The organism is Bacteroides sp. MSK.18.37, assembly GCF_019129155.2.
Taxonomy (GTDB): Bacteria; Bacteroidota; Bacteroidia; order Bacteroidales; family Bacteroidaceae; genus Bacteroides; species Bacteroides ovatus.
Window position 1 is genome coordinate 1851346 of the sequence record NZ_JAHOIB020000001.1, and the last position, 22186, is coordinate 1873531.

General features: G+C 42.3%; 27 protein-coding genes and 2 pseudogenes. 14 read left to right on the forward strand and 15 right to left on the reverse strand.

The features are described from left to right. Positions 1 to 3: 3 nt before the first annotated feature. The 5 genes from KSX81_RS07785 to KSX81_RS07805 form a co-directional block, all read right to left on the reverse strand. The gene (locus KSX81_RS07785; RefSeq protein ID WP_005816319.1) at positions 4 to 759 is read right to left on the reverse strand and encodes a ParA family protein; all 756 of its coding nucleotides are present in this window, start codon (positions 757 to 759) and stop codon (positions 4 to 6) included. A 119-nt stretch (positions 760 to 878) separates the two neighbouring features. Continuing rightward, positions 879 to 1304 (reverse strand): single-stranded DNA-binding protein, encoded by a 426-nt coding sequence (locus KSX81_RS07790; protein ID WP_005816321.1) that lies wholly within the window; start codon positions 1302 to 1304, stop codon positions 879 to 881. Between the two features lie 53 nt (positions 1305 to 1357). Then, positions 1358 to 1714, reverse strand: a complete 357-nt coding sequence (locus tag KSX81_RS07795; protein ID WP_007837478.1) for a helix-turn-helix domain-containing protein — start codon at positions 1712 to 1714, stop codon at positions 1358 to 1360. A gap of 47 nt (positions 1715 to 1761) precedes the next feature. Beyond that, positions 1762 to 2013 carry a hypothetical protein gene (locus KSX81_RS07800; RefSeq protein WP_007837480.1) on the reverse strand — a complete coding sequence of 84 codons (252 nt, stop codon included), beginning with the start codon at positions 2011 to 2013 and terminating at the stop codon, positions 1762 to 1764. Continuing rightward, a complete protein-coding gene (locus KSX81_RS07805; protein ID WP_225651439.1) occupies positions 2001 to 2399 on the reverse strand; it encodes a hypothetical protein in 399 nt (132 codons plus the stop codon). Before KSX81_RS07805 ends, KSX81_RS07800 begins: the two co-directional genes overlap by 13 nt. Before the next feature lie 1038 nt (positions 2400 to 3437). Between KSX81_RS07805 and KSX81_RS07810 the strand changes: the two genes are divergently transcribed. Next, positions 3438 to 3752 (forward strand): hypothetical protein, encoded by a 315-nt coding sequence (locus KSX81_RS07810; RefSeq protein ID WP_224204806.1) that lies wholly within the window; start codon positions 3438 to 3440, stop codon positions 3750 to 3752. Between the two features lie 355 nt (positions 3753 to 4107). On the opposite strand, the gene KSX81_RS07815 is transcribed toward KSX81_RS07810, so the two are convergent. Beyond that, the gene (locus KSX81_RS07815; RefSeq protein WP_004319910.1) at positions 4108 to 4494 is read right to left on the reverse strand and encodes a single-stranded DNA-binding protein; all 387 of its coding nucleotides are present in this window, start codon (positions 4492 to 4494) and stop codon (positions 4108 to 4110) included. Between the two features lie 78 nt (positions 4495 to 4572). On the opposite strand from KSX81_RS07815, the gene KSX81_RS07820 reads away from it, so the two are divergent. After that, positions 4573 to 4716 carry a hypothetical protein gene (locus KSX81_RS07820; protein ID WP_007897403.1) on the forward strand — a complete coding sequence of 48 codons (144 nt, stop codon included), beginning with the start codon at positions 4573 to 4575 and terminating at the stop codon, positions 4714 to 4716. A 607-nt stretch (positions 4717 to 5323) separates the two neighbouring features. Here the strand turns inward: KSX81_RS07820 and KSX81_RS07825 are convergent. Then, on the reverse strand, positions 5324 to 5506 hold the full coding sequence (locus tag KSX81_RS07825; protein WP_004319908.1) for a hypothetical protein: 183 nt from the start codon (positions 5504 to 5506) through the stop codon (positions 5324 to 5326). Between the two features lie 15 nt (positions 5507 to 5521). Next, the gene (locus KSX81_RS07830) at positions 5522 to 6106 is read right to left on the reverse strand and encodes a hypothetical protein (RefSeq protein WP_005816332.1); all 585 of its coding nucleotides are present in this window, start codon (positions 6104 to 6106) and stop codon (positions 5522 to 5524) included. 65 nt (positions 6107 to 6171) lie between these two features. On the opposite strand from KSX81_RS07830, the gene KSX81_RS07835 reads away from it, so the two are divergent. From KSX81_RS07835 to KSX81_RS07860, 6 genes and pseudogenes are all read left to right on the forward strand, one after another. Further along, positions 6172 to 6384 carry a hypothetical protein gene (locus KSX81_RS07835; RefSeq protein ID WP_007837487.1) on the forward strand — a complete coding sequence of 71 codons (213 nt, stop codon included), beginning with the start codon at positions 6172 to 6174 and terminating at the stop codon, positions 6382 to 6384. Between the two features lie 507 nt (positions 6385 to 6891). Next, a complete protein-coding gene (locus tag KSX81_RS07840; RefSeq protein ID WP_217731677.1) occupies positions 6892 to 7374 on the forward strand; it encodes a hypothetical protein in 483 nt (160 codons plus the stop codon). Positions 7375 to 7394: 20 nt separating this feature from the next. Beyond that, positions 7395 to 9698: a sialidase family protein gene (locus tag KSX81_RS07845; RefSeq protein WP_147343582.1), complete on the forward strand. Its 2304-nt coding sequence runs from the start codon at positions 7395 to 7397 to the stop codon at positions 9696 to 9698. Positions 9699 to 9729: 31 nt separating this feature from the next. Beyond that, positions 9730 to 11001 carry an acetylxylan esterase gene (locus KSX81_RS07850; RefSeq protein WP_217725755.1) on the forward strand — a complete coding sequence of 424 codons (1272 nt, stop codon included), beginning with the start codon at positions 9730 to 9732 and terminating at the stop codon, positions 10999 to 11001. Positions 11002 to 11039: 38 nt separating this feature from the next. Continuing rightward, positions 11040 to 11894, forward strand: a pseudogene (locus tag KSX81_RS07855) (DUF4886 domain-containing protein); the annotation flags it as partial. Between the two features lie 1685 nt (positions 11895 to 13579). After that, a pseudogene (locus KSX81_RS07860) lies at positions 13580 to 13912 on the forward strand (plasmid recombination protein); the annotation flags it as partial. A gap of 25 nt (positions 13913 to 13937) precedes the next feature. Here the strand turns inward: KSX81_RS07860 and KSX81_RS07865 are convergent. Genes KSX81_RS07865 through KSX81_RS07875 form a run of 3 tightly spaced genes read right to left on the reverse strand, consistent with a single transcriptional unit; the run spans position 13938 to position 15552 of the window. After that, entirely contained in the window at positions 13938 to 14753 is an 816-nt protein-coding gene (locus KSX81_RS07865; RefSeq protein ID WP_229096187.1) for a type II toxin-antitoxin system HipA family toxin, read from the reverse strand. A 9-nt stretch (positions 14754 to 14762) separates the two neighbouring features. Then, entirely contained in the window at positions 14763 to 15242 is a 480-nt protein-coding gene (locus KSX81_RS07870; RefSeq protein WP_229096186.1) for a HipA N-terminal domain-containing protein, read from the reverse strand. Continuing rightward, on the reverse strand, positions 15226 to 15552 hold the full coding sequence (locus KSX81_RS07875; protein ID WP_181990089.1) for a helix-turn-helix domain-containing protein: 327 nt from the start codon (positions 15550 to 15552) through the stop codon (positions 15226 to 15228). The genes KSX81_RS07870 and KSX81_RS07875 overlap by 17 nt, the downstream gene beginning before the upstream one ends. 757 nt (positions 15553 to 16309) lie before the next feature. On the opposite strand from KSX81_RS07875, the gene KSX81_RS07880 reads away from it, so the two are divergent. The 5 genes from KSX81_RS07880 to KSX81_RS07905 all read left to right on the forward strand — a co-directional run bounded on the left by KSX81_RS07880 (position 16310) and on the right by KSX81_RS07905 (position 18700). After that, the gene (locus KSX81_RS07880) at positions 16310 to 16564 is read left to right on the forward strand and encodes a hypothetical protein (RefSeq protein WP_134978752.1); all 255 of its coding nucleotides are present in this window, start codon (positions 16310 to 16312) and stop codon (positions 16562 to 16564) included. Next, on the forward strand, positions 16561 to 17046 hold the full coding sequence (locus KSX81_RS07885) for a flavodoxin domain-containing protein (protein WP_022199148.1): 486 nt from the start codon (positions 16561 to 16563) through the stop codon (positions 17044 to 17046). Before KSX81_RS07880 ends, KSX81_RS07885 begins: the two co-directional genes overlap by 4 nt. Before the next feature lie 272 nt (positions 17047 to 17318). Next, the gene (locus KSX81_RS07895) at positions 17319 to 17678 is read left to right on the forward strand and encodes a hypothetical protein (RefSeq protein WP_022199146.1); all 360 of its coding nucleotides are present in this window, start codon (positions 17319 to 17321) and stop codon (positions 17676 to 17678) included. A 40-nt stretch (positions 17679 to 17718) separates the two neighbouring features. After that, entirely contained in the window at positions 17719 to 18093 is a 375-nt protein-coding gene (locus KSX81_RS07900) for a hypothetical protein (protein ID WP_022199145.1), read from the forward strand. Between the two features lie 13 nt (positions 18094 to 18106). Next, entirely contained in the window at positions 18107 to 18700 is a 594-nt protein-coding gene (locus tag KSX81_RS07905; protein ID WP_022199144.1) for a type 1 glutamine amidotransferase family protein, read from the forward strand. Between the two features lie 99 nt (positions 18701 to 18799). Here KSX81_RS07905 and KSX81_RS07910 read toward each other — a convergent pair whose 3' ends face one another. Further along, positions 18800 to 19312 carry a GNAT family N-acetyltransferase gene (locus tag KSX81_RS07910; RefSeq protein WP_118419174.1) on the reverse strand — a complete coding sequence of 171 codons (513 nt, stop codon included), beginning with the start codon at positions 19310 to 19312 and terminating at the stop codon, positions 18800 to 18802. A gap of 333 nt (positions 19313 to 19645) precedes the next feature. Between KSX81_RS07910 and KSX81_RS07915 the strand changes: the two genes are divergently transcribed. Beyond that, positions 19646 to 20011, forward strand: a complete 366-nt coding sequence (locus KSX81_RS07915; protein ID WP_004309084.1) for a DUF6463 family protein — start codon at positions 19646 to 19648, stop codon at positions 20009 to 20011. A gap of 54 nt (positions 20012 to 20065) precedes the next feature. Here KSX81_RS07915 and KSX81_RS07920 read toward each other — a convergent pair whose 3' ends face one another. From KSX81_RS07920 to KSX81_RS07930, 3 genes are all read right to left on the reverse strand, one after another. After that, positions 20066 to 20644 carry a DJ-1/PfpI family protein gene (locus tag KSX81_RS07920; RefSeq protein WP_008777386.1) on the reverse strand — a complete coding sequence of 193 codons (579 nt, stop codon included), beginning with the start codon at positions 20642 to 20644 and terminating at the stop codon, positions 20066 to 20068. An 82-nt stretch (positions 20645 to 20726) separates the two neighbouring features. Further along, positions 20727 to 21581 (reverse strand): methylated-DNA--[protein]-cysteine S-methyltransferase, encoded by an 855-nt coding sequence (locus tag KSX81_RS07925; RefSeq protein WP_008777385.1) that lies wholly within the window; start codon positions 21579 to 21581, stop codon positions 20727 to 20729. After that, a complete protein-coding gene (locus tag KSX81_RS07930) occupies positions 21578 to 22108 on the reverse strand; it encodes a methylated-DNA--[protein]-cysteine S-methyltransferase (RefSeq protein WP_015531337.1) in 531 nt (176 codons plus the stop codon). Before KSX81_RS07930 ends, KSX81_RS07925 begins: the two co-directional genes overlap by 4 nt. Positions 22109 to 22186: the final 78 nt, after the last annotated feature.

The following is a 22186-nucleotide window of genomic DNA, read 5'->3' on the forward strand; positions in this document are numbered from 1 at the left end:
ATGCTATTTTAAGTTTAACACTTCTTTTGCCAAAGACATATAATCACTGGCACCATTGGATTTGGGATTATACTCAAAGATAGTCTTGCCGTTGATGGGTGCTTCTGCCAAAGCCACATTATCACGGATGACGGTCTTGAAAACCTTCTCGTGAAAACTGTCATTGACGATTTCCCTCACGCTTCGGTTCAACGTCTTGCGGCGATCGAACTGGGTGATGACGATGCCGCCCACTTTAAGGTTGGAGTTGAGCCGCTCCTGAACGATGCGGATGATGTCCATCAACTTTGCCATACCTCTCATGGCAAGGTATTGCGCTTGAACAGGGATGATGATGTAGTCGGCTGCGGTGAGGGCATTCAAGGTCAGCAAGCCCAATGACGGTGGACAGTCGATGATGATGTAGTCGAAATGCTCTTTGGCGATGGCTTTGGTGATAAGTCCCTTCAAGATAAGCTCCCGTCCCGGCTCGCTGATAAGCTCTAACTCAGCCGCAGACAGGTCAAGGCATGAGGGTGAGACGGTGATGCCGTTGTGCAACTTGACCAACGGCAAGGTGTACTGTCCACACATTGCGCCATAGACTGTCTGTTCTTCCTCGATGGACAATCCCAAGGCTTCCGTGAGGTTGGCTTGTCCATCCATGTCAATAGCCAAGACGTTCTTCTTACTCAGTTGCAGAGCTGCCGCAAGGCTTACTGCGGTCGTACTTTTCCCTACACCACCCTTGTGATTTAATACTGCAATTATCTGTGTCATAACATGATACTACTATTAGTGAATACTACTTTACTATTCTACTACTGATAGTACATACTAACCATAGTAAAAGCGGATTTACTACGATTAGTACGTACTACTCTCAGTTGATACTACCCTCAGAAGGGAAGGTCTTCGCTCTTGTCCTGCGGTGCATCGGCTGGCGGTACGGGAGCCTCGCCCTCTGCCTTGGCTGCCTTGCGTGCCTTTGTTGCAGGTGTGTCGGTTGCATCCTTCTTCCCTGCATTGACAAAGGCGATGGAGTCAGCTATGATGCTATGCTGTATGTGGTTCTCTCCGTTGCGGTCTGTCCAAATGGAAGAAGTCAGTGTGCCTTCCACAAGCACCATACGACCCTTGGTGAGGTATTCAGCCAAACGGATATGGTTCTCCTTGCTGCTCTTCACCCTTACCCAAGTGGTGATTTGCTTGCCCTTACTGTAGTCGTCCACTGCGATGTCAACAGCCATGAATGTTCCGTGTGTACCTGTGATGACGCGGCAATCCTTTGCTCCGATGCGTCCGATAGTGTGAGTGTAAATCATAATGTGAAAATGTTATAGTGGCAAGTTGGTTAGACTTGCCGTTACCTTGTTATTTAAATGACTTTTCTTGTTGATTGAACATAAGCTATTGCTTCATTCATAATTTCTGCTCGTGACCTACTCTTGTTATCTTGCATCCACTCATCAATTTCAGATTTGAGGAACATGATACGTTTCCCCTTCTTATGGAATGGTATTTGTTTATTGCTTGTCCAACAATAGATTGTGTGTTCAACTGGATGGGTAGGGAGATACTCACTCAATTCGGAAACACTAAGCCATTCCAATCCCTTATCGGGCTGAATTTGAGTCATTAGTGTGGAAAACTTTTCTTCTAAAATCTCCAGCTTGTTTATTACTAATGACAATGCTGATGGCAAGTCATTAAAACTCAATATTTGCTTTTCCATATCAATATATGTGTGGCAAGTTGGTTAGGCTTGCCGTTACCTTGTTATTAATATCCTTTCTTCGTCTGCCTTGTATTGGCGACAAAAGACTTGTTGCTGCCTGTGAGACTGATAGAGCCGCAATTAACAAACTCTCCGTCGGAATAGACTCTGTACTTCTGTCCGCTTACCTCATGCTTCTGTTTGATGCGCTCTCGCATCCACTTCTTGGCTGCGGTCAATGAGCAAAAGGTCTCGCTCTCCTTGGTCGTCTCGTCATATACGATGCACTGGGTCATACATGCTCCTACTTCATCCATGCACCTATACTCGACGTGACATAGTCCAACTGACCGCCAAATATGTCGCTTGGCTCTATGTCGTATTGTCCATCCCTCACTTCCTTGTCCTCTCCAAGAAGCGACAAGTTTCCGTCGGCATCCAAACGTGCTGCGTCTATGACGATGTCACGAGGCTCGTCAAAGAGATAACCTGCCACGATGGGCTGCTCTCCCTCGAAATGCACCTCAAAGCCTCCGTCCACCTCCGTGCCGTACTTGCGAAGAGCCGCTTTCAGCTCGTCCTGCTCCCGGTGCTGCAATGCCTGGAGTTGTCCGTGGATAGTGAGGTCTTGCAGTTCTGCCTCTCGTTTGGTGTGGGTTGCCTCGCCGGTCTTGCAGTCGATGTCATACTTGTGGTAAACCACTGGGATATGGTCTGCCGATGTGACAAGCCATGTGATGTTGTTCACTGAGAAGCCCTGTCTGGTGAGGAACTCCTCGATGTCTGAGCCGAGAAGGTGGTCGGCTACGTCAAGATACTCGATGCGTGCGTCAGCATCATGCAGGATGATAATCTTCATTGCCTTTCTATTTTTAGTGATACAAATAAGTTTGTCGCCCATGTCGCTGGACTTGTTTAACTACGTTGAAGAAACTTACGCTCAGCATAGTGAATAAATTCCCTCTGCGTTCGCTTAACCGTTTCTTTCTCTTCCCTCCTTTCGAGACCTTTCAGCCTGTGGAGGGATATTTTCTGCTCCCACAAGCCGCAAGAAAAGACATAAAGACAAATTATGTGTGAAGAATACTCTTTTCCGAGGAAAAGGAAGATTGTTCACAGTCACAAGACCTCAAGCAGAATTTGACGATTGTCTCAGACGCGGCTAACTTTGCAGGAAATATGCCTACCACTGCGCTGATTGGAAGAAGATTATTGATATTGGCTGCAAGAGGAATGATGTGTTATATATAAAGAGGTAAGAAGAAAGATTGAAACAGTAAGGGTGGGCAGTGAAGTGTTTGCAGGTCTGCTGTACCGACATAAAGCGAGTGTGTTGGCTGACCGGGATGCAAGTCATCAAAGCTTCAGCCTTGATAGCTTGTAGCACGGACAGACAATTCTCTCGCGTCGGTACTTCGGCATACTGTCAGCTTTGGCTAATAGCAACGTGTTGCCATCAGCCAAGGATGTCTGTATGACGACAGACCATGTAACGCTTCGCAAAGGCGTGGGGCAAAGCAGTATAATTTAGAAGTAGATAGTAACGTATATCAGGCAAGAAGAGACAGTTGCGCAACGGACAAATCGGGCACTCCTGTCAGCATGACAAATGTGCCTTGTCCTTGCCGCAGGACACTGAGGCAGATTGGACGTAGCAGACATGTCTGCCACATTCAATATGCCTGAGTGGACAAGAACTGCCTCTTGTATAGCAGAAGAGAAATTGTAAAACAGTTGATTAGTGGTAAAGGTGGTATGGGTGGGCAGAATGGCATTACACGGACATTGCCGAAGCCCGATAATGGGACAGCCAGACAGCAATAAAGGCAGTTATCAGAAGTGTCAGTTTCTGATAGTGACATTGTTGGCTGCCTGTCACATGGGATTCGTGCGGTGTCCGTACAGTAATGCCGTTCTGAAGGTGTGGGGCGAAGCGATACAACGCACTTGGACGAAACCACCGCTTATAACAGAAAATATTTTGCAGTCAAAGAGAAGAAGAATAGTAAAGCAGGTGTGGGTGGGTAGTGAAGCTGTCGCAAGATTGACGGTCTGAATATCAAGGCGAGTGGATAGCCAGTAAAGGACACAATTATCAGAAGCCTCGGCTTCGGCATCTTGTGGCATAGATGGCAGTCCTCTCGCGTTCAGACCTTGGCATACTGTCTTTCTTGGCTAATAGCGACTTTGTCGCCATCAGCCGGGAATATCTGTATGCCAACCATCTTGGTGACGTTTCGCAAATGGTGAGGGACGAAGTGGTTAGAATAAAGGAAGACGGCGTTGCCGTTATGGTTAATAAATGCACATGGTTGTTATTAGAGAAGATTATCACACGCTATAACAGCAGATTGATGTCCCTGAGCAAAACAAAAGCGACCCGAAGGTCGCCTTGTTATGGAGAGGAAAGGCTATTTCTTGCCTTTCTTGGTTGCTGGCTTGGCCGGCTCTTCCGCAGGAGTCTCCTCCTTGTCGGGACACTCGTAGAACTTGGTTGCAACCATGATGATTCTGGAGTGCTTCACGCCATCCTTGTCTGTCCACTCCTCTGGCTTGAAGAAACCCTCGACGGTGAGCAACGTGCCCTTGGTGAGCTTGTCGAATGATTCGGTGTGCTCGTTCTTGCGCCATGCCTCCATATTCATGAAAGCCGATACGCGGTTGGTTTCCTCGCCGTTCTTCTCCTGACGGCCTACTGCCAATGAGAAGCGTGCTACGCTGGCGTTTGCGAACTGACGGATTTCTGCATCCTTACCTACGAAACCTGAAACTGTGAAGTTGTTCTCGATCTTTTTCATTTTGAATTGAATTTAAAAGTGAAACTTAATTTTTACATGCATTCAAAAGCAGGGATGTGGCACCATGTGGGAAGCACCATGAAAATCGTTCGCAATACTCTTTTTGTCGTTGGCGGTAAGGGAGAAAAAGGAAGATTACGCACTATTTTATTGGTCACAGCGATAGCGGCCACACAAGAAGGAGGAAGTCCTTCGCAGCATCACGCTACCTTTGCATGGTAAAAATAAGTGGCTTTCAAATAGCTCAATTCAGAAAAAGACGGGGCCAAACAATGGAACAAAGGTTGTAAGCAAGGAGGCAATCCGTATGCAACAGACAGGGGCACTGCTATGGCTGTATGCCTGGAGAAACGAAGCGGGAAATCCGACCTTACAGCTGTATCATCAGAAGAGTGAGGAGCATGAACACTGATGCACGATGAACGACAAGCCTAAGGGTCAGCTTAGCAATAGAGGCATCAAGCCAAAAGAGGACAGACATCAGAGGATTGGCGATAGCACTGTCATCATGCTAAGACCAAGTTCTGTGTCCGACAAGGAAGAGTCGCAAAAGACAGACGAGTAAAACCAAAAGGCGAAATGACCATTCCTATAACAAGGTACAGAGACGCTTAAAACGGCGAAGGGACTTTGGCGACGTATCGCTATACAGGTGTCGAAGCATCGCTTCTATAACAGGACTGGAGCAAGTGAGCAAACCGCACAACTTGCTCCCAAGGTATTTCAGTTACAACAGCCATAACCTCATTGGAGGATTGTCCTAAAAGAGTTTTTGCAGTCAAAGGAAGAAAGAGTCTGCAAGCCACATAGCCAACAGACTCTCTCCTGATTATTCACAGATGACAACATCATCCTTGTACTCCGTCACTTCCTTGCCGTTGATGAGCTGGACAATGACCTCACAACCCAAGTCCTCGACAATCGTTCCCTCTGTCTGACCTCTTCGGGGATAAAGCAAGGTGCAGAAACACCCTACAACGCCGTCCAACTGCTCCATGTCTATCGTTGCCATATCCGTTCCTCCTTGTTAGCCGAATGTGATTGGATTGATGCAGAAATTCGTGTCCTCTGCCTCATACTCGTATTCATTGATGAAGTCAATCATCTTCTGTTCGCTTCTTCCGTCCTGTGAGACACCAGTCTTCTCACACCACAACTTGATAGCATCACCAAAGGTGGAGTAAGCACCCTCACAATCCTCAAAGAGTTCTCCGTATGCAGTGACGTAGCACTCTTCGGGGAAGAAGTCGTTCTCATCGTGCGTATAGAAGATGTCGCAACCTGGCTCAACCTCTCGCCAACTGATTGAAAGTTCATCGCCAAGTGCCTTGTTCACCTCCTCAAAGAACAAGTCGCATGAAGACCAAGCACTTTCGGTGTCAAAGGACAAGAGGGCATAATCGTCTTCCACGTTCTCCTCATACTCTGCCCAATAGATGTGTCCTCTCACCGAGATGCCTTTCTTCTCGTAGTCAATGCCATAGTGTTCTGCCAAGAGATACAGATACACATTATTACTGTTCACCTCCAACTCTTGGAGTGTGTTCCAAAGGTCTGCCACGGCTTTGCGTGAGCCTGTCACCTTGTACTGAGTGTCGCAAATGTTAGCCATAAGATAAAATTTTTATTTTCTTCCCTTATGTAGAACCAACTACCATCGGGATTGATTAAAGAATTATGTTGCCCCAAAAGGTGTTATGGCTCATCAATGCAAGGTTTTGCCGTCAAATACTACCTCTGCCACAATCAGAGCGTGGAGATTTCACGGACAAACCACAGGCACCGACCTTGCAGGATGAACGCCATGACAGGTACCTTTGCAACACAATTCTTATCAAAGCCCGATGGGGTGGTACATGGCAGACTGCATGGTACAGCAGTGTGAAGTGACGTTATAGGTGGAGATAAGGCTATAAGAGGTTTTTGCAGTCAAAGGAGAAAAGAGTCCACAAAGTGCAGTATCTACAGGACAAAAACACTTTAGTTTACCTTGGTTAGCTCTTATATATATGCTAACCTAAAGTAAACTGTATATATGTCCGTCTAAAACCCGAAAACCGTACGGGTCAGCTTACGTCAGAAACAGAAGTATAGAACCATAGAAGTGGTTCAAGAAGTCTTTCTTCCTTTGACTGCAAAATATTATCTTTGCACGAATCATAATTGCCCTGTAGGATTTAATATAATTTAACACTCTTTGTTGAATGCAAGGAAGAACAGCTTCAATATGCTGAATATCAGTAGTATAACATTGTGTTAACCCTTAATCTGTAGAAAAGGATGTTATCATACAAAGTAATGTCCATTTGTACTTTTTCTATATGGTTTTATACTTACATTTGCATATCATTTGTATCTTGATAACAGTAACTAACTGATTATCAATATACTTTATATTTGAATGAGGACTATAATTGGGTGGTAGAACCTGGAGTTTTCAACGTAATGATAGGGGCCTCATCTGAAGATATCCGCCTTAAAGCCAGCTTTAAAGTCCTTGATGATCCTTCTAAACAGGCTACTGTGCAGGACTGTATTGAGGGAGATAATACTGATAGCAACACCTCTGCTATCCGTTTGATTACTGATGGTGACTTCACTACCGCATGGAAAGCTTTGCAAGGAGATTATGTGACGATAGCAATAAAAGACGAAATGTATTCGAACAAGATAGGGATTGCATGGAAAGAGGGCTCTGATAATTCCACATTCGAAATACAAGTATCGAGTGGAGGCGGGCAATTCCTGACTGTAATAACTGATAAAGTACGGGCAAACAATAAAATGTATTACTATACTATTGACCATAGACCTATCAGTGATATCAGGGTACTTGTTTCGAAAGGAAATGCAAGTTTATCCGAGTTGAAACTAGAATAATAAGCTAAAATATGCAGAATATGAATATGGGCAGAATCTCTCGGTTATTAATACTATTCATGTCTTTCTCTTTGAGTGGTCAGGCTACTACTGAACAGGGGGATAAAAAGAAGGGACGATATGAGGTGAGTTATTCCCGCTCGGATATGGGAGGCGGAGGGTATATTACCGGAATTGTTCAGGACTATCATAACCCGGACATATTATACGCGCGTTCCGATGTTGCAGGAGTATTTAAAACCACCAATGGCGGCAAGAGTTGGGATGCAATTAACTCAGGTATGAATCTTGTGTCCGATCATTATTGCCATTCTTTAGCAATCAATCCTTTTGATTCGAAGATGTTGTTAAGAGCCTCGGGAGATGTCCGTTCTTTCAAATTTACGGGAAGAATTCATAAAAGTACCGATGGCGGCAATCATTGGAAATTAGTGAAGGATAAACTTGATTTTTGGGGGAATGGAGATACAAGAATGTTAGGCGAGTTGATAGCCTTTGACCCTCTGCAGAAAGGAAGAATTGCTGTCGGCACTTATTCCAAAGGGGTATATATCAGTAATGATAATGGGGAGCATTGGTCTTATTCCGGGTTGAAAGATGAAAGAATATCTTTTGTAAGGTTTTATAAGGGGAAGATGTATGTAGGTACCATACCTGACAGTGCCCTCCCCGGGAAAACAGGTTATTCCAAGGAACAAATAGCTAAAGATATGTTACTGACGCAAGATCGCTTGCGGCACAAGACGTTTGGCTGTATCTATGTATCTGAAGATTATGGGAAACATTGGAATGTGCTGTATCAAATAGAGAATGTCGGCATACTGGAAATGGAGATTATGAACGAGGGAAATGTTTTGCTGTTCATATCAGATAAAGGGGTATATCGTTCAGTGGACGGCGGTAAACATTTTTATTGGATAGAGGATGAGTATCTTCCCCGAACCAGCAGGTATCAAACTGTCACAGTTTCTCCAGTAGATTCAAACGTGGTGTATACAGCCGAGAAATATGCAAGAAGTGCAGCACTGCCTATCTATAAATCAGACGATTTCGGCGCATCCTGGTACTTACTATCACCCGGTTTGAAGAAAGAAAATTTGCAGGAATTCCCTAAGTTTCACGGAAAGGAACCTAAAATGCTGGGTGGTTCTATCTCTCATATCCTTCCCGACTGCCGGGATAGGAACAGGCTCTATTTCAGCAATTTTTGGGGAGTAACTCAGACAAGTGATGGAGGACATAATTATACAGGAAATCATTTCAGAGGGTTGGAAACGCTTTGCATGGAGCAGTTAACCCGTCACCCCTATTGTAAAGAGTATCTTTTTGCCGGAATTTGTGACCACCCTTTGTACTATTCGGACGATGATGGAGTTTCCTATCGTTCGGTTGATTTATTAGACGGACCTGCAAGAATTGTCTGTTGTTCCAAGTGGAGCCCTTTTGTGTATTGGGTAGCGCAAAGAAAAGGCGAATACTGTGATTTTCTGTATTCCACTGATTTGGGAAAAACGGGAAAAAGGAAAAGGATCGGTACAAAAGATAATTTTGTGCAGTGCCTGATAGAAGATAATACATGCAAAGGCAAACTATGGATGATGATGGAAGGAGAAACGGAAGGAGAATTTGGCAAAGGAGGTAGAGCAGGTATTTATATGTCGGCAAATAATGGGGATACCTGGGACAAGGTCCATACGCCTTTTTTCGATCAGGCAAAAACAATACCTGTGTTTAAGGAGTACATCGACAATAATTTTATGGCCATAGTGACTTACCAAACAAAAAACGGCTGTGGTACTAATAAGCTGATGGCAATGGATTGCCAGAGGAACTCGCTGTATGTCGGTGAATGGTGTACAGGGCTTTTCCGAACGGATAATGAGGGCATGCATTGGGAAGATATATCGCACGGGCTGCCATTTGACAAAAAAAATAATTCGATATTGAATTTTGTCTATCCGCATCCATTTATGGAAGGGAGGCTATATGCAGGCTTCTGGAATGGAGGTCTGTGGGAAAGTTGTGATTTTGGCAAACATTGGAAGAAAGTAACGATGCCGGGTATGAAGAATATAAATGCAACTGCCATGCATATAGATTGTAATCGGGAAGGAGAATATGTTACGGTTTTAGCTTGTGCCAATCATTTATTAGCCAATCACCCGACCGCAATTTTCATACGGGAAGGAGATGAAAAATGGACCAATATATATGATCCGGCTCTGGGAGCCATGAAATGGGTGGATATCGTTATAGATGCCAAGGAGCAATCTATACATCTGGCTACCGTGGGGTCTGGCATCATCCGGCTAAAGTATAAATGAAAGTAGAACTGTTATAAAGGAAAAAAATAGTATGAGAAGGTTTACATTAGTTGTTTTATTAGGAATATATTCCTTGTGTTCTTTTGCTCAGTATAAATATTCGTATGATGAAGGAAAGGTGCCAGAGTATGTGTTGCCTGATGTGTTGGTTACATCGAAAGGAGAGAATGTGACTTCATCAAAGGATTGGGAAAAGGTGAGACGACCTGAAGTCCTGCAACTATTTTCGAAACAAGTTTATGGATTTCTTCCCCAGGTAGACATTTCTGCCAGCTACAAAGTTTTATCGAAAACTACTGGTGTGTTTGGGGGATTGGCTATGCGCAAGCAGATTGAAATGACGCTGAGTAATGGTAAAGAGACCCGAAAACTTCTACTCTTGTTATATATCCCTCAACAGAAGCAAAAAGCATATCCAGCCTTTTTCGTTTATAACTTTGCAGGGAATCACACTATATACAATGACCCCGATATCATTCCTTCGGATTGCTGGTGCGGAAACCTGGATATAATAGGCGTTAAGCACAATAAAAGTTCTGAAGCCATACGAGGATGCCGGCAAGGACGGTGGCCTTTGGAAATGATTCTTTCCAGAGGGTATGCCATAGCTACCATGTGCTATAACGATGTATTTCCTGATCATATAAATGGTTTCGAAGACAGTGTGTTAGCCTTAATGGGAATTAATGACCGAGACAAACGGGATGATGATGCGGCCGGCGCTATAGCTGCTTGGGCTTGGGGAATGGGGCGTGTTATGGATTATTTTGAACAGGACCGGCAGATTGATAAAGAGAAAGTGATGATTATGGGACATTCGCGACTCGGAAAAGCTGCTTTATGGGCCGGGGCTATCGATCAACGGTTTAAAATTGTTTATTCAAATAATTCCGGTTGTAGCGGGGCCGCATTGTCCCGGCGCAAATTTGGTGAAACAGTAGATATCATAACTACGGCTTTTCCCCATTGGTTTTGTAAAAATTATCGCATATATAAAAATCAAGAAGAGAAATTGCCGGTTGATCAACATGAATTAGTATCATTAATTGCTCCACGTCCGGTGTATGTTGCCAGTGCAGCCGAAGATTTATGGGCAGACCCAAAAGGCGAATATTTGTCAGCCTATCATGCGGGCGAAGTGTATCAATTATATGGGTATGATAAATTGCCTGACAGTACGCCGCCGTCCTTAAATTATCCCCTGTTTTATCGTACTGGTTATCACATCAGAGATGGCAAGCATGAAGTGACGGCATTTGATTGGTACGTGTACATAAATTATGCAGACAAGTGGCTTAAATAATTTACAAGAATCAGTAATCACTATAATATTGAAAACTAATGAAACAAAATAAATACCCAATTGTATGCCTGCTTTTCTTGCTTTCGTTTCTTGTAGGCGAAGTGTATGCACAGCAAAAGCCTGTGAGGATCCTGGCTATCGGCAATAGCTTTTCGCAGGATGCTGTAGAACAATATTTACATGAGTTAGCGGATGCCGAAGACATTCCTACGATTATCGGCAATATAACTATAGGCGGATGTTCTTTGGAACGCCATTTGAGAAACGCCCGCACAAATGATTCTGTGTATAGGTATCATAAGATTGGCCTGAATGGTAAAAAGGTAGAAACAAAAAAAGTAACTATGGGAATGGCGCTGGCAGATGAAGAATGGGACTATGTCAGTCTACAACAAGTGAGCTCTTCCTCTGGTATGTACGAAACTTTTAAGGCTTCCTTGCCGGAGTTGGTGAAATATGTAAAGGCACGGCTTCCAAAGAGGACACAACTGATGCTTCACCAGACATGGGCATATGACGCCAATGCTACGAATCCCGGGTTTAAGAACTATAACTGTGATCAACTGACCATGTATCATTCCATTGTGGATGCTGTAAAGAAAGCCTCGAAACTGACAAAAATACCCATAATTATTCCGTCAGGAACAGCCATTCAGAATGCCCGCACTTCTTTTATCGGTGTCAACATGACTCGTGACGGTTATCATCTTGATCTGACAATCGGACGTTATACAGCAGCCTGCACTTGGTTTGAAAAGATATTTAAACGCAATGTTCTGGGAAATCCATATTATCCGAAAGGTATGAGCCATGAACAACGGGAAGTAGCACAGAAAGCAGCCCATGAAGCAGTGTTACACCCGGAGTATATTACAGAGCTAACGGAATGGAATGAACCTGCCGGGAAAACACAGGGTAGTGATACTCATAAAGGGATCGTACGGACAAATGAAAAAGCTCCTGGCATTGAGGGTATGCGTATTGCCTGGGACTTGGGATCAAAAAGGCAAATAGCATCCCGAGGTAGGTATGCAAGGGTTAAAAAACTTACCAATCATACATTGGCAGCTGTATATGAACAAGACGGATGCGTTTATTCGACAAGTACCGATGGAGGGAATACCTGGAGTGCATTTTCTCACGTTTTCCCAAATACAACTGTGAACGTCTCCGGAACGCAAGTAAAAATCAAAATGGCAAATCCGGAATTGATTCAACTTATGAATGGCGATTTGCTATATGCTGTAAATTACAGACCTGAAAAAGAAGGAATTGCGCCTTGGGCAATCGCCATCAAGAGAAGTTCGGATTTTGGAATGACATGGTCGGAACCCAAAGTCTTATACGAAGCAGACTGCTTTTTCGAGAATGGGTGTTGGGAACCTGTCTTCTTGCAATTGCCAGATGGAACCATACAACTGTATTTTGCTAATGAAAGCCCGTATCGGAGTTCTGATGAACAGAATATATCGATGATCTCTTCGGCTGATAATGGAAAAACCTGGACAGACGCTGTTTGCGTTTCCTTTCGAAAAGGTAAAAGAGACGGCATGCCGGCGCCTGCCATTTTTGAAAACGAGATTGTTGTTGCCATCGAAGACAATAAAGGAAGCCAGTTTAAACCCTATACCGTGCGTTCTGTCCTATCAAATAGTTGGAAACAACCGGTGTCAGGTAATTCTATAGACCGAAATCCGGCTTTAACAAATCCATTGGACGACGAGATATATGCCGGAGCACCTTATCTAATAAAAACTTCGACCGGAGAATCAGTACTGTCTTATCAATCGACCCGATATAGCCGTTCGAATAGCATGGGGGATGCTCAAATGGAAGTAGCCATAGGAGATAAAAGTGCTAAAAAGTTCTCTAAAATAAGCTATCCATTCGGATCGACCTGGTGCAGGAATGCATTATGGAATTCGTTAACACTATTGAATGAACACACCATTGCGGCTGTTGCATCAGCAACGACAGATAGTATATGTGCTCCGTGGATAATTAACGGATATATAATTACTGATCTGAAAGCCCTTAAACGCTCTATCCGGATTGACGGCATTCACGATCAGAATGAATGGGGAGGAGAATATCCTGTCTTCGTCGGACATAAGAGTTTAACGAATCTGAGGACTTCTATAGCTCGGGATGACCAGACTTTATTCATTGGTGGAGTTGTGAAAGGAGTTACACCGGAGATGGACATCTCCCAAAACGGGGTGATTATTTGTATTGATGCTGCTAACTATTGCTATAAAAAACCAAATAGCGGTGTCTATAAAATAGAATGTATGTTAAATGGAACGTATAAAGCACGTGCTGGTGCAGAGGGAGAATGGAAGGATACGGAATTGCATAAGGTATCATTCACTGCTAGAAAAGCTGAACACGAGACCTATTTTTGGGAAATAGCCATTCCTATGGATGCAGTTTTCATTACCGGGAAGAAACAGATACGTCTGAATGTAGGTCTTTTGAAAAAGACGGATCAAACTGCTTATAGAGAGATGATTGCCAATTCGGATGAAGATGCATCCTATACCTGGTGCCTGTTAAATTTATAAGCATACTTAAGTGTTTGGCAGGACGTGGCATCAAAGCCCCTAATGAAGATGGGGAGATTCCCAAGTATCGAACGGTTGTCAACTTCATTTTTGGCGGTAACCGTGAGCGTATGCTTGAAATAACTTTCGGAAATCAAAAGGTGGATCTTATACAGGGTGCTGACAACTCCCGCATAAAACGAGGTCCGGATATTGAACGTTAGGTACAGGATGTGTACAGATCTGCAAGTGACAAATGGGGCGAAGAAAATATTGTCGCTTTCATTGTCCATCTCGATGAAACCAATCCGCATATTCACATGACTCTTTTGCCAATAGACAAGGACAAAAAGTCTGTATTCAAAAAATAGTTGTCCAGACCGTTTATACCCATTATCGATGGAATCCTCCATGTCTCGACATTTCTGAAAGTATCTCAATACGATAAGTTATTTCCTCTTTTATCTGGTGGCTCCAATAGCTGTCAACCCCTGCCATTTGTGCATATCGCAGGTAGTCGCTGACAGCACCGATTGCCTTTTCTATCAGGGAATCGGCCCCTTTTATATTGTACTTCTTAGCCACTTCAAGCAAATCTCCACGTTCAATGGCAGAGTTCTTGTTGTTTATGGTCAGGCTGTGACGGTTTACATAGCCCGGTGCCGACGGATCGACTGAAAATGTGAAATCATACGTGGGGGTGATGTGCCATACTCCGTCTTTCCCCATCATAAAGCTGAAATTCTTATTGTGGTCATCCACATTCCCACCCAACACATTCATGGTCATGACCAGGAACAACCGCTGCATTTCCGCCGGTACAATACCGATACGGCAGGCCGTATCAAACAGACCTTCATAACTGGCTGCCATCGGGTTCATTGCCGCCAAAGTCTGGACGTGAATTTTCTCGTTTCCCTTGCGGTCAAACCGCTCGGTAAGGAAATGCGCTTCCTTTTCCCCCTCGACAAGCATCGAAGGCATCATTTCCATCCCTGCATCCCGAGCCATCAGATAATAGCTGTATTCGATACGTGTGGTGGGCAGATCAAGATGTTCGTCAAATTTGATAATCATCGGGGTAAAACCAGGTGCGGGGGCACTTACCTGTCCCGAATAACATTCATTGGTTTCCCTATTCACGTTGATGATCGCTTTGGCTCTGCGGCCACCGGCAGATGTTCCCACCTTGAATAGGCTTTCAATCATCAGGTCGGGTTATATCTCCGCCTTGAAATCTTTAGCTTCGCTTAACGCGGCACGGGCAAGCTTGTACAGGTCGGCAATCTCCACCTTAAACGGCTGCTCCATCTCTTCAGCGGCAGGAGGCACAAACTCTAATGCTCCCATTCCCCGCCTGCCTATGTATGCCAGGCGGTCAAGTGATGACAGGTCACGCGATTTTATATGATGCACTTTCGCCCACTCATTGAAGACTCTATTCCCCCAATGGTCCGGCAGTGAATCGGCTATGAAAGAGGGCAGGCCACCGAAAATTTTATCATCCTCGGCATAGACAGGCAGCCCACGCTGGACGGACACACCATGTATCGGGGCTTTCAGCGGAGCAATGTCATAACCGTCTTTTAGGAAGTCACTGTCGAAATAGAAACAGACCTTTTCTGCGTATTTCTCCTTATAGGCTACCAATGTGCCCACTTTTCGGTTCCACAAAAACACATCAAGATTTTGTATCATCACTGTTTCTCCTTACTCTTTTGGGAATCAATTTGTTTATCTTTTTCAATGCCATGGGCGGCATGGGCAATTCGGGAAGCAAATCACTGACACGTTGCTCCATGCCGACTATCCGTAACAGGGATATGAAATTGTTCAGGGTCATGTTCTGATTGACACCCTGTTCAAAATGGCTTATTGTTGCAAGACTCACTCCGGATTTCTCCGCCATTTCCTTTTGACTCATCCGCGCAGCAAGCCTGTACTCCTTTATGCGTTTCGCTAAAAGCAGCATAATATCTTGGTTGGTAATATAGTCAGCATTACTCATACATGGTAGGATATTACTATTTAATTGCAAAAATACAAAATAGCATCTATATATTACTACTTTTGTGAAAGTTTCTATAAAAAAGACAAGAAGATAGTGGAAATTGCACTTTGAAATAAAGAAATAGCCCCGCAAAAAGAACTACATATAAAGAAATAACATTATCTTTGCAAGGTAGATGGACATAGAGAGTCCGTCACGTGAGTTAATAAATCTGTGTTACCACACTGTGTTACTCACTCAAATTGAACGCTACGATTGAACATCAGAAGACTCTGATAATGAAAAGATAACGCTTGATATTTAGCGATAAAAAAGGGCTAAAATCAGATACCAGGCGGATCACATAAGAACAAAGCCAAACGGTGACAAAAAAGAGACAAGTCCTACAATATTAACGTATTGTAGAACTTTTTTTATTGTTTCAGTCTTGCTTAAAAGCCAATACTCATCCAGACTTAGCACAATTCTTTCACCCGAATTATGTATTACGTCCCATTTCAACTACATTTACTGCAACAATCACCAATGGCAGCGAGTATCAAAATCCGGGATCTTAAGTAGGAATTTCAATATGTACAGGTATTATGGAATCAATCTTGGCACCTGTACATTATTATAAATTAAGAAATGCTCTTTGTCTCGTTTTGAGATGGGGAACATACTTTTCAAATATGAGAAAAACAAGATATAGATTAATTATATCGAAAACTGTTTGCTAGTCAGAATAAAGTCTCTACCTTTACAAAGGATAACCATGCCACTTATTAGCGGCTATTTTAAACCGCTTATGCCTGTTGAGAATATGTTCGCATTTACAGCAGTATCTACTGACGGCATCGAACGTGATTTGATATTGACTCAAAGTTGTCAGGTTGAAACACATCCTATTTCTGCGATTAAGGACATTGATCCACAAAGGTTGATGAACGTGTTATGCAAAAGTGTGATTTATCTACTTGGAGGAAATTCAGAAATAGGCTGCACTGCAAATTTAATAGAAAAAGAATGAAAACAGCTATAATATATTATTCAAAATATGGAACTACCGAGCGAGTAACACGCCTTATCGGAGATAAGTTGACCAATAAAGTTGACTACATCTCATTAAAAGAGTGTCCGAGACCTGATATTCGAACTTACGATCGAATAATTCTCGGAACAGCCATTTATGCGGGCTCTCCAAACCGAAAAATTACTCAATTCTGTCACAATAATCAACTATTATTAGAGCAAAAAGTAATAGGGTTATTCATCTGTTGTATGAACGAAGAGCAAGAAGCGGAAGAAATGAATAAGGCTTTCCCGGAGTTCTTGCAGAGATTATCGATTCCCAAAGCCATTTTAGGTGGCGAGTTTCAGTTTGACAAAATGAATTTCATCGAAAGATTTTTGACGAAGAAAATAGCGAAAGTAAATTCTTCCGTTTCGAAGCTGAGATATGATGCTATAAATGAGTTTACAACTCAGATAAAAGATAATCATTTATGGTAACTTCCTGAGTAATCTATTGAGCAACTTTGTATTCAAATAATAGGAAGTTTATGGAAATTAATACTAAAATAAAATATTACCAAACTTATAGTATACCTTTAGACATAGATTATGCTAATCTTAAGGAAGGTCGAAATGAAGAATATGGCGACTACTGCCTGAAAAATGGCGTTTAGCTATATGGTTTTTCAAACAGATATTTATATGCCTATAACAAAAAAGCGAAATACTTGAATCAAGAACTAGAAAGCGAATCTAAATAAGAAAATAAAATGAATTATAGAGACAAGGCAATACATTGTGTCAAGGATACGATATTGCCAATGCAAAGAGAGCAATTTGAAGAATGTGGCCGCTGTTTAGACGAACAGTACAAACGATACGGGAATACAGAATGGCTCTCCGCAAAGACAATTGAAGAAGGACATATTTATGAAATTGGCTACCCGGCGTGTGTCTGTCCGGAGGTAGCAAGCGGAAAAGTAAAAGACGCATCACATTGCGAATGTTCACGCCAAAGCGTATTGTATATTATCGGGAATTTGTTGCCCGATAAAAATATCAGCGTGGAAATTATCGAAACCGTTTTGGGTGGCGCAGAAAAATGTCGTTTCAAGGTAACTGTGGAGTAAGGCTATCACATTTCATATAAACTAAAAAACAAAAGACATAATGATGAAACGAGCTATTACCATAAATAATATTCCCGCCATCATATGGGGCGATGATTCTGATAGAGTCATCATTGCAATTCATGGTAATCAGTCAAACAAGGCAATTAGAACGTCAGCAAATCGTATCGACACCCATAGGGCAAGATCTATATTGGGATTATTATTGTTTCGTAAAGGAACCTCCAATCATCAAATGGAGTGTGCCAACCTATATTTAAAAGGAGACAACGACGATTTGTGTGAATCAAATGTTGTTTTTCAATTTGCCGAACGATTTTCGTGCAAGTTGAATATAACAAAAGAGGCAGGACACTATTTCCATACCCCAACTGAGCTTGCTTCACTTAATAACTGGTTAGAAAAAATCATATAAAATTATGCTAACAATGAAAAAAGAAATTCTATTTGTATTGCTCAACGAGTTTGCAGACACGGAAAGTGCATATATTGCTTCACTTCTAAACTTTGGCCTCGAACCGGGCAAAGCAAAATATACGGTTAAAACCTTGTCAGTTACCAAAGAACCGATCGTGTCTATGGGCGGCTTCAGAGTACTGCCTGATTACGACTTGCAGGATGTTCCCGATGACTATGCAGGGTTAGTTTTAATCGGAGGCATGAGCTGGTTCACCCCGGAGGCCGAACAACTCGTTTCACTGGTCAAAACTGCCATTGAAAACCAAAAAGTAGTGGCAGGCATCTGCAACGCCTCTGTCTTTTTGGGAGCACACGGCTTCCTCAACAATGTGAAGCATACCAGTAACGGTCTGGAGTATCTGAAACAATATGCTGGTATTAATTATACCGGAGATGCAAACTACATAGATCAACAAGGTGTAAGAGACGGAAATATCGTTACTTCCGGAGGGCTGAATACCCTTGAATTTAGCCGTGAGGTTCTCTATGCTTTGGATGTCGACACGCCCGAGCAGATAGAAAAGAGTTACCAAATGCACAAAACAGGCACATGGATGTTATGACCAAAGAGATATTAATTTAAGCTTTTCGGGAAAGCATCTATATGCATAAAAAATAGAATGGCCGTATAAGAAAACTTCTTTCAAAAGAAGTTTTCTTATCTATTTAAGACAATACCTGTAATCGCAATCTTTTACTTTTACGAATCCATTACTTAACAATGTTCTTATGGATAAAACATTAGCCTCATCAGGGTCAGCCAATATCTCTTTCCCTCCTATTTCGGCAATTTCCCCGATCAGCTTCTTTACAATAATCTTCCCGATGCCCTTACCCAAATATTCCTCTTCGCCTATGAGATAACCTATTTCAAAGACTGTCCCTTTCTCATCGACAGTTTTTCCGTAATGTTCCGGTATATATTCTTTTTCAAAAAAACAATCCAAATACAAACAAAAGCCAATGGCTTTATCATTATAATAAACAATGAAATGTTTCATATAATGATATTGGGTATTTCTATTATTTACCTCATCCAACCAAGCCATTTTATGTTCTTCTCCGTCAGGGCAAAACCATTTATAAATATATTCTTTAGCCAACCATTTACTGAAAATGTCTACATCCTTATCACGCAAAGGCTTTATTGTGATCTTATCATTCTTAATATCCATACTTTTTGTGGTGAGACGCCAGCCTCTTTTATAAACTCCATAAATCCAACTATTTGAAATACAAAGATATAATTTTCAATACAATAAAGAAGAACTAAAGGATATTTATAAAGCAACTCATGCCCACAGGTATCACAACAAGAAAACGAATGACCAATTATAAAGAATCTAAAACAAACACAAATGTCGAAATCATACGTTGGGAATCGTACATAATTGCTTATATTTGCGTTGTTGAGCAATTTATTAAGAACCGGATGATATGTTGAAACGGATTAAATTTCAAATTCTGTAGAAATGTACATCCCAATAAAATACTAAAAAGGCAAGAACATGAAACTTTGGAAATATAGTGGAACACTTTTAACAGCAACAGGAGTCATTCATACCATTTATGCGTTATTTCTTGGAAAAGAAGCTTTTACGGAAATGCTTAACAATGGATTAATAGACTCTATTGGAGAAAATCATAACCTGGGCTTTGCTTTCTGGTTCCTAATCTGCGGAATAATACTTATTCTTTGGGGAGAGACACTTCAATACTATATCAGAAAAGAACAAAAACCGGCACCTTTATTTTTAGGTTACTTCATTCTACTGTTCACCATAATCGGTTGCATAGTCGAACCAATATCCGGTTTCTGGCTTTTCTTACCGCAAGCACTTATTATTATTTATTCAAACATGAAAAAGCAGTGAGAAGCATCATCCATAGCGAACTCAAAACCGAGTGCAGTGCTTAAATGCAACTTATTAAAATCCCATAGCATCTTTCACTAAAACCATTTCTTTATGAGAGGTCAACTTCTCTAATAAAAGCAATGCAACCCCGTATGATGTTTGAGGACAATAAGAAGTTATGATATTATCATCCACCACGATGGGAGAATTTACGATAGTTGCTCCAAATCCCTGAAGCACTTTCTGTTTATGAGCACCTCTAAGATGATAAGTTGTTGCTTTCCGACCGTTCAACACTCCACTTTTCCCAACAGGCAAAGCTCCCACGCAGACTGTTGCGATCCATTTCTTTTGTGAGTCAAACAGTCGTATCAATTCCAGAAGTTGTTCATTATATGCCTCCTCATAGAATCCGAATTCTTCAAATCCGCCGGGTATCGCAAGCGCGTCATATCCATCTGCAGACACTTCATCCATGACTTTATCCACCAAAACAGGAACATTGAAAGAACTAATCACTTTTTGATTCAAACCACAGGTCACAACATCTATTTTACAATCAAAATCCGTCTTTGCCCATCCCATAACATCTATAAAAGCACTAAACTCAATCGTTTCAAACCCTTTAGCAAGGAATACCAATAATTTCATAATCAAATTAGTTATATATTAATAATATAAGAAACAGCATTGCCCTAAAAAAAACATGAGCTAAAATCACCTTCATTCTTCCCTATAATCCCCTCTTTACCTCACCTTTTGCAGCCTCCCAACCAATCATTGCAGTCTTGCGAATCTCTCCCCAATGGTAATTTCCCAACTCACCGGAAGCACGAATGACCCGATGACACGGAATAAGGAAAGCTACGGGATTCTCACCGACAGCCGTTCCAACAGCCCGGCAAGCTCTCGGATTATTGATTCCTACGGCTATATCTCCGTAAGTAGTCAAGCCACCGACAGGAATTTTCAGTAAGGTTTCCCATACCTTTAGTTGAAAGTCAGTACCTTTCAGATGCAATTTTATTTCTTTGAGTTTACTCCAGTCCTGCGTGAAGATAAATAAAGCATTTTGCTGCACTTCATCTACAATCGAGGTAAACTTTGCATTAGGAAACTTCTTCCGTAAAGAGTTAAAAGCCGCGTCATGATCGTCTGCAAACTCCATACAACAAATACCTTTATCGGTAGACGCAATGAAGATTTCACCGAAAGGACTTTTGGCAAAACTATAATTGATAGAAAGACTTTCACCTCCGTTTTTATATTCGCCCGGCGTCATCCCTTCTATATTTACAAACAAGTCATACAATCTGCCCGTACCGGAAAGCCCTGTTTCCTGTGCCGCATCGAATAAAGACGCATGAGTTTCATTCAAGATTCTCTTGGCATATTCAATACTAGTATATTGCAAGAACTTCTTAGGGCTAATTCCCGCCCACTCCGTAAACATACGTTGGAAATGCGCTGTACTCAACGCCACCTCCCCGGCAATCTCATCCAATCCAGGTTGCCTTTTAAAATTCTCCCTTATATACCCGATTGCCTGCGCAATACGTGCATAGTCAAGCGTTTTTTGCTCATTCATAACAGAGGTTTGCCATTTAATTCCAAATCCAGCAACCGCTTTTTGGCAGGCAATCCGCCTCCATACCCAACAAGCGTGCGGTTACTACCGATGACACGATGGCACGGAGCAAAAATAGAAATAGCGTTCGCCCCATTAGCGGCAGCAACAGCACGGACAGCTTTCGGCAAATCGAGTTGTTTTGCCAGCTCACCGTATGACACAGTCGAACCGTATGGAATCTCCAACAACTTATACCATACACTCTTCTGAAACTCCGTACCAACAAAAAGCAAAGGCACCTCAAACACAGTCCGCTCGCCATTGAAATATTCATCTAACTGGCTCATCGCCTCCTGTATCACATCTGACGTACTTTCCTCATAACCAGCTTTCAGCACTTTCCGCAATCTCCTGTCTACGATATCCCTATGACTTTCAGCCGCCCAGTCACAAAGACAAAGCTTATCCTCCAGCGAGCCAAGCATCAAATCACCACAAGGAGAATGATAACGCTGTATCTTAATCACATTCGTTTTATCTTCCATACTTCCAAAGATACGTTTATTATATTTACAGTTGAAATAACAGCTAATAATATTTTCGTTTTTATACTCGCACTCTTA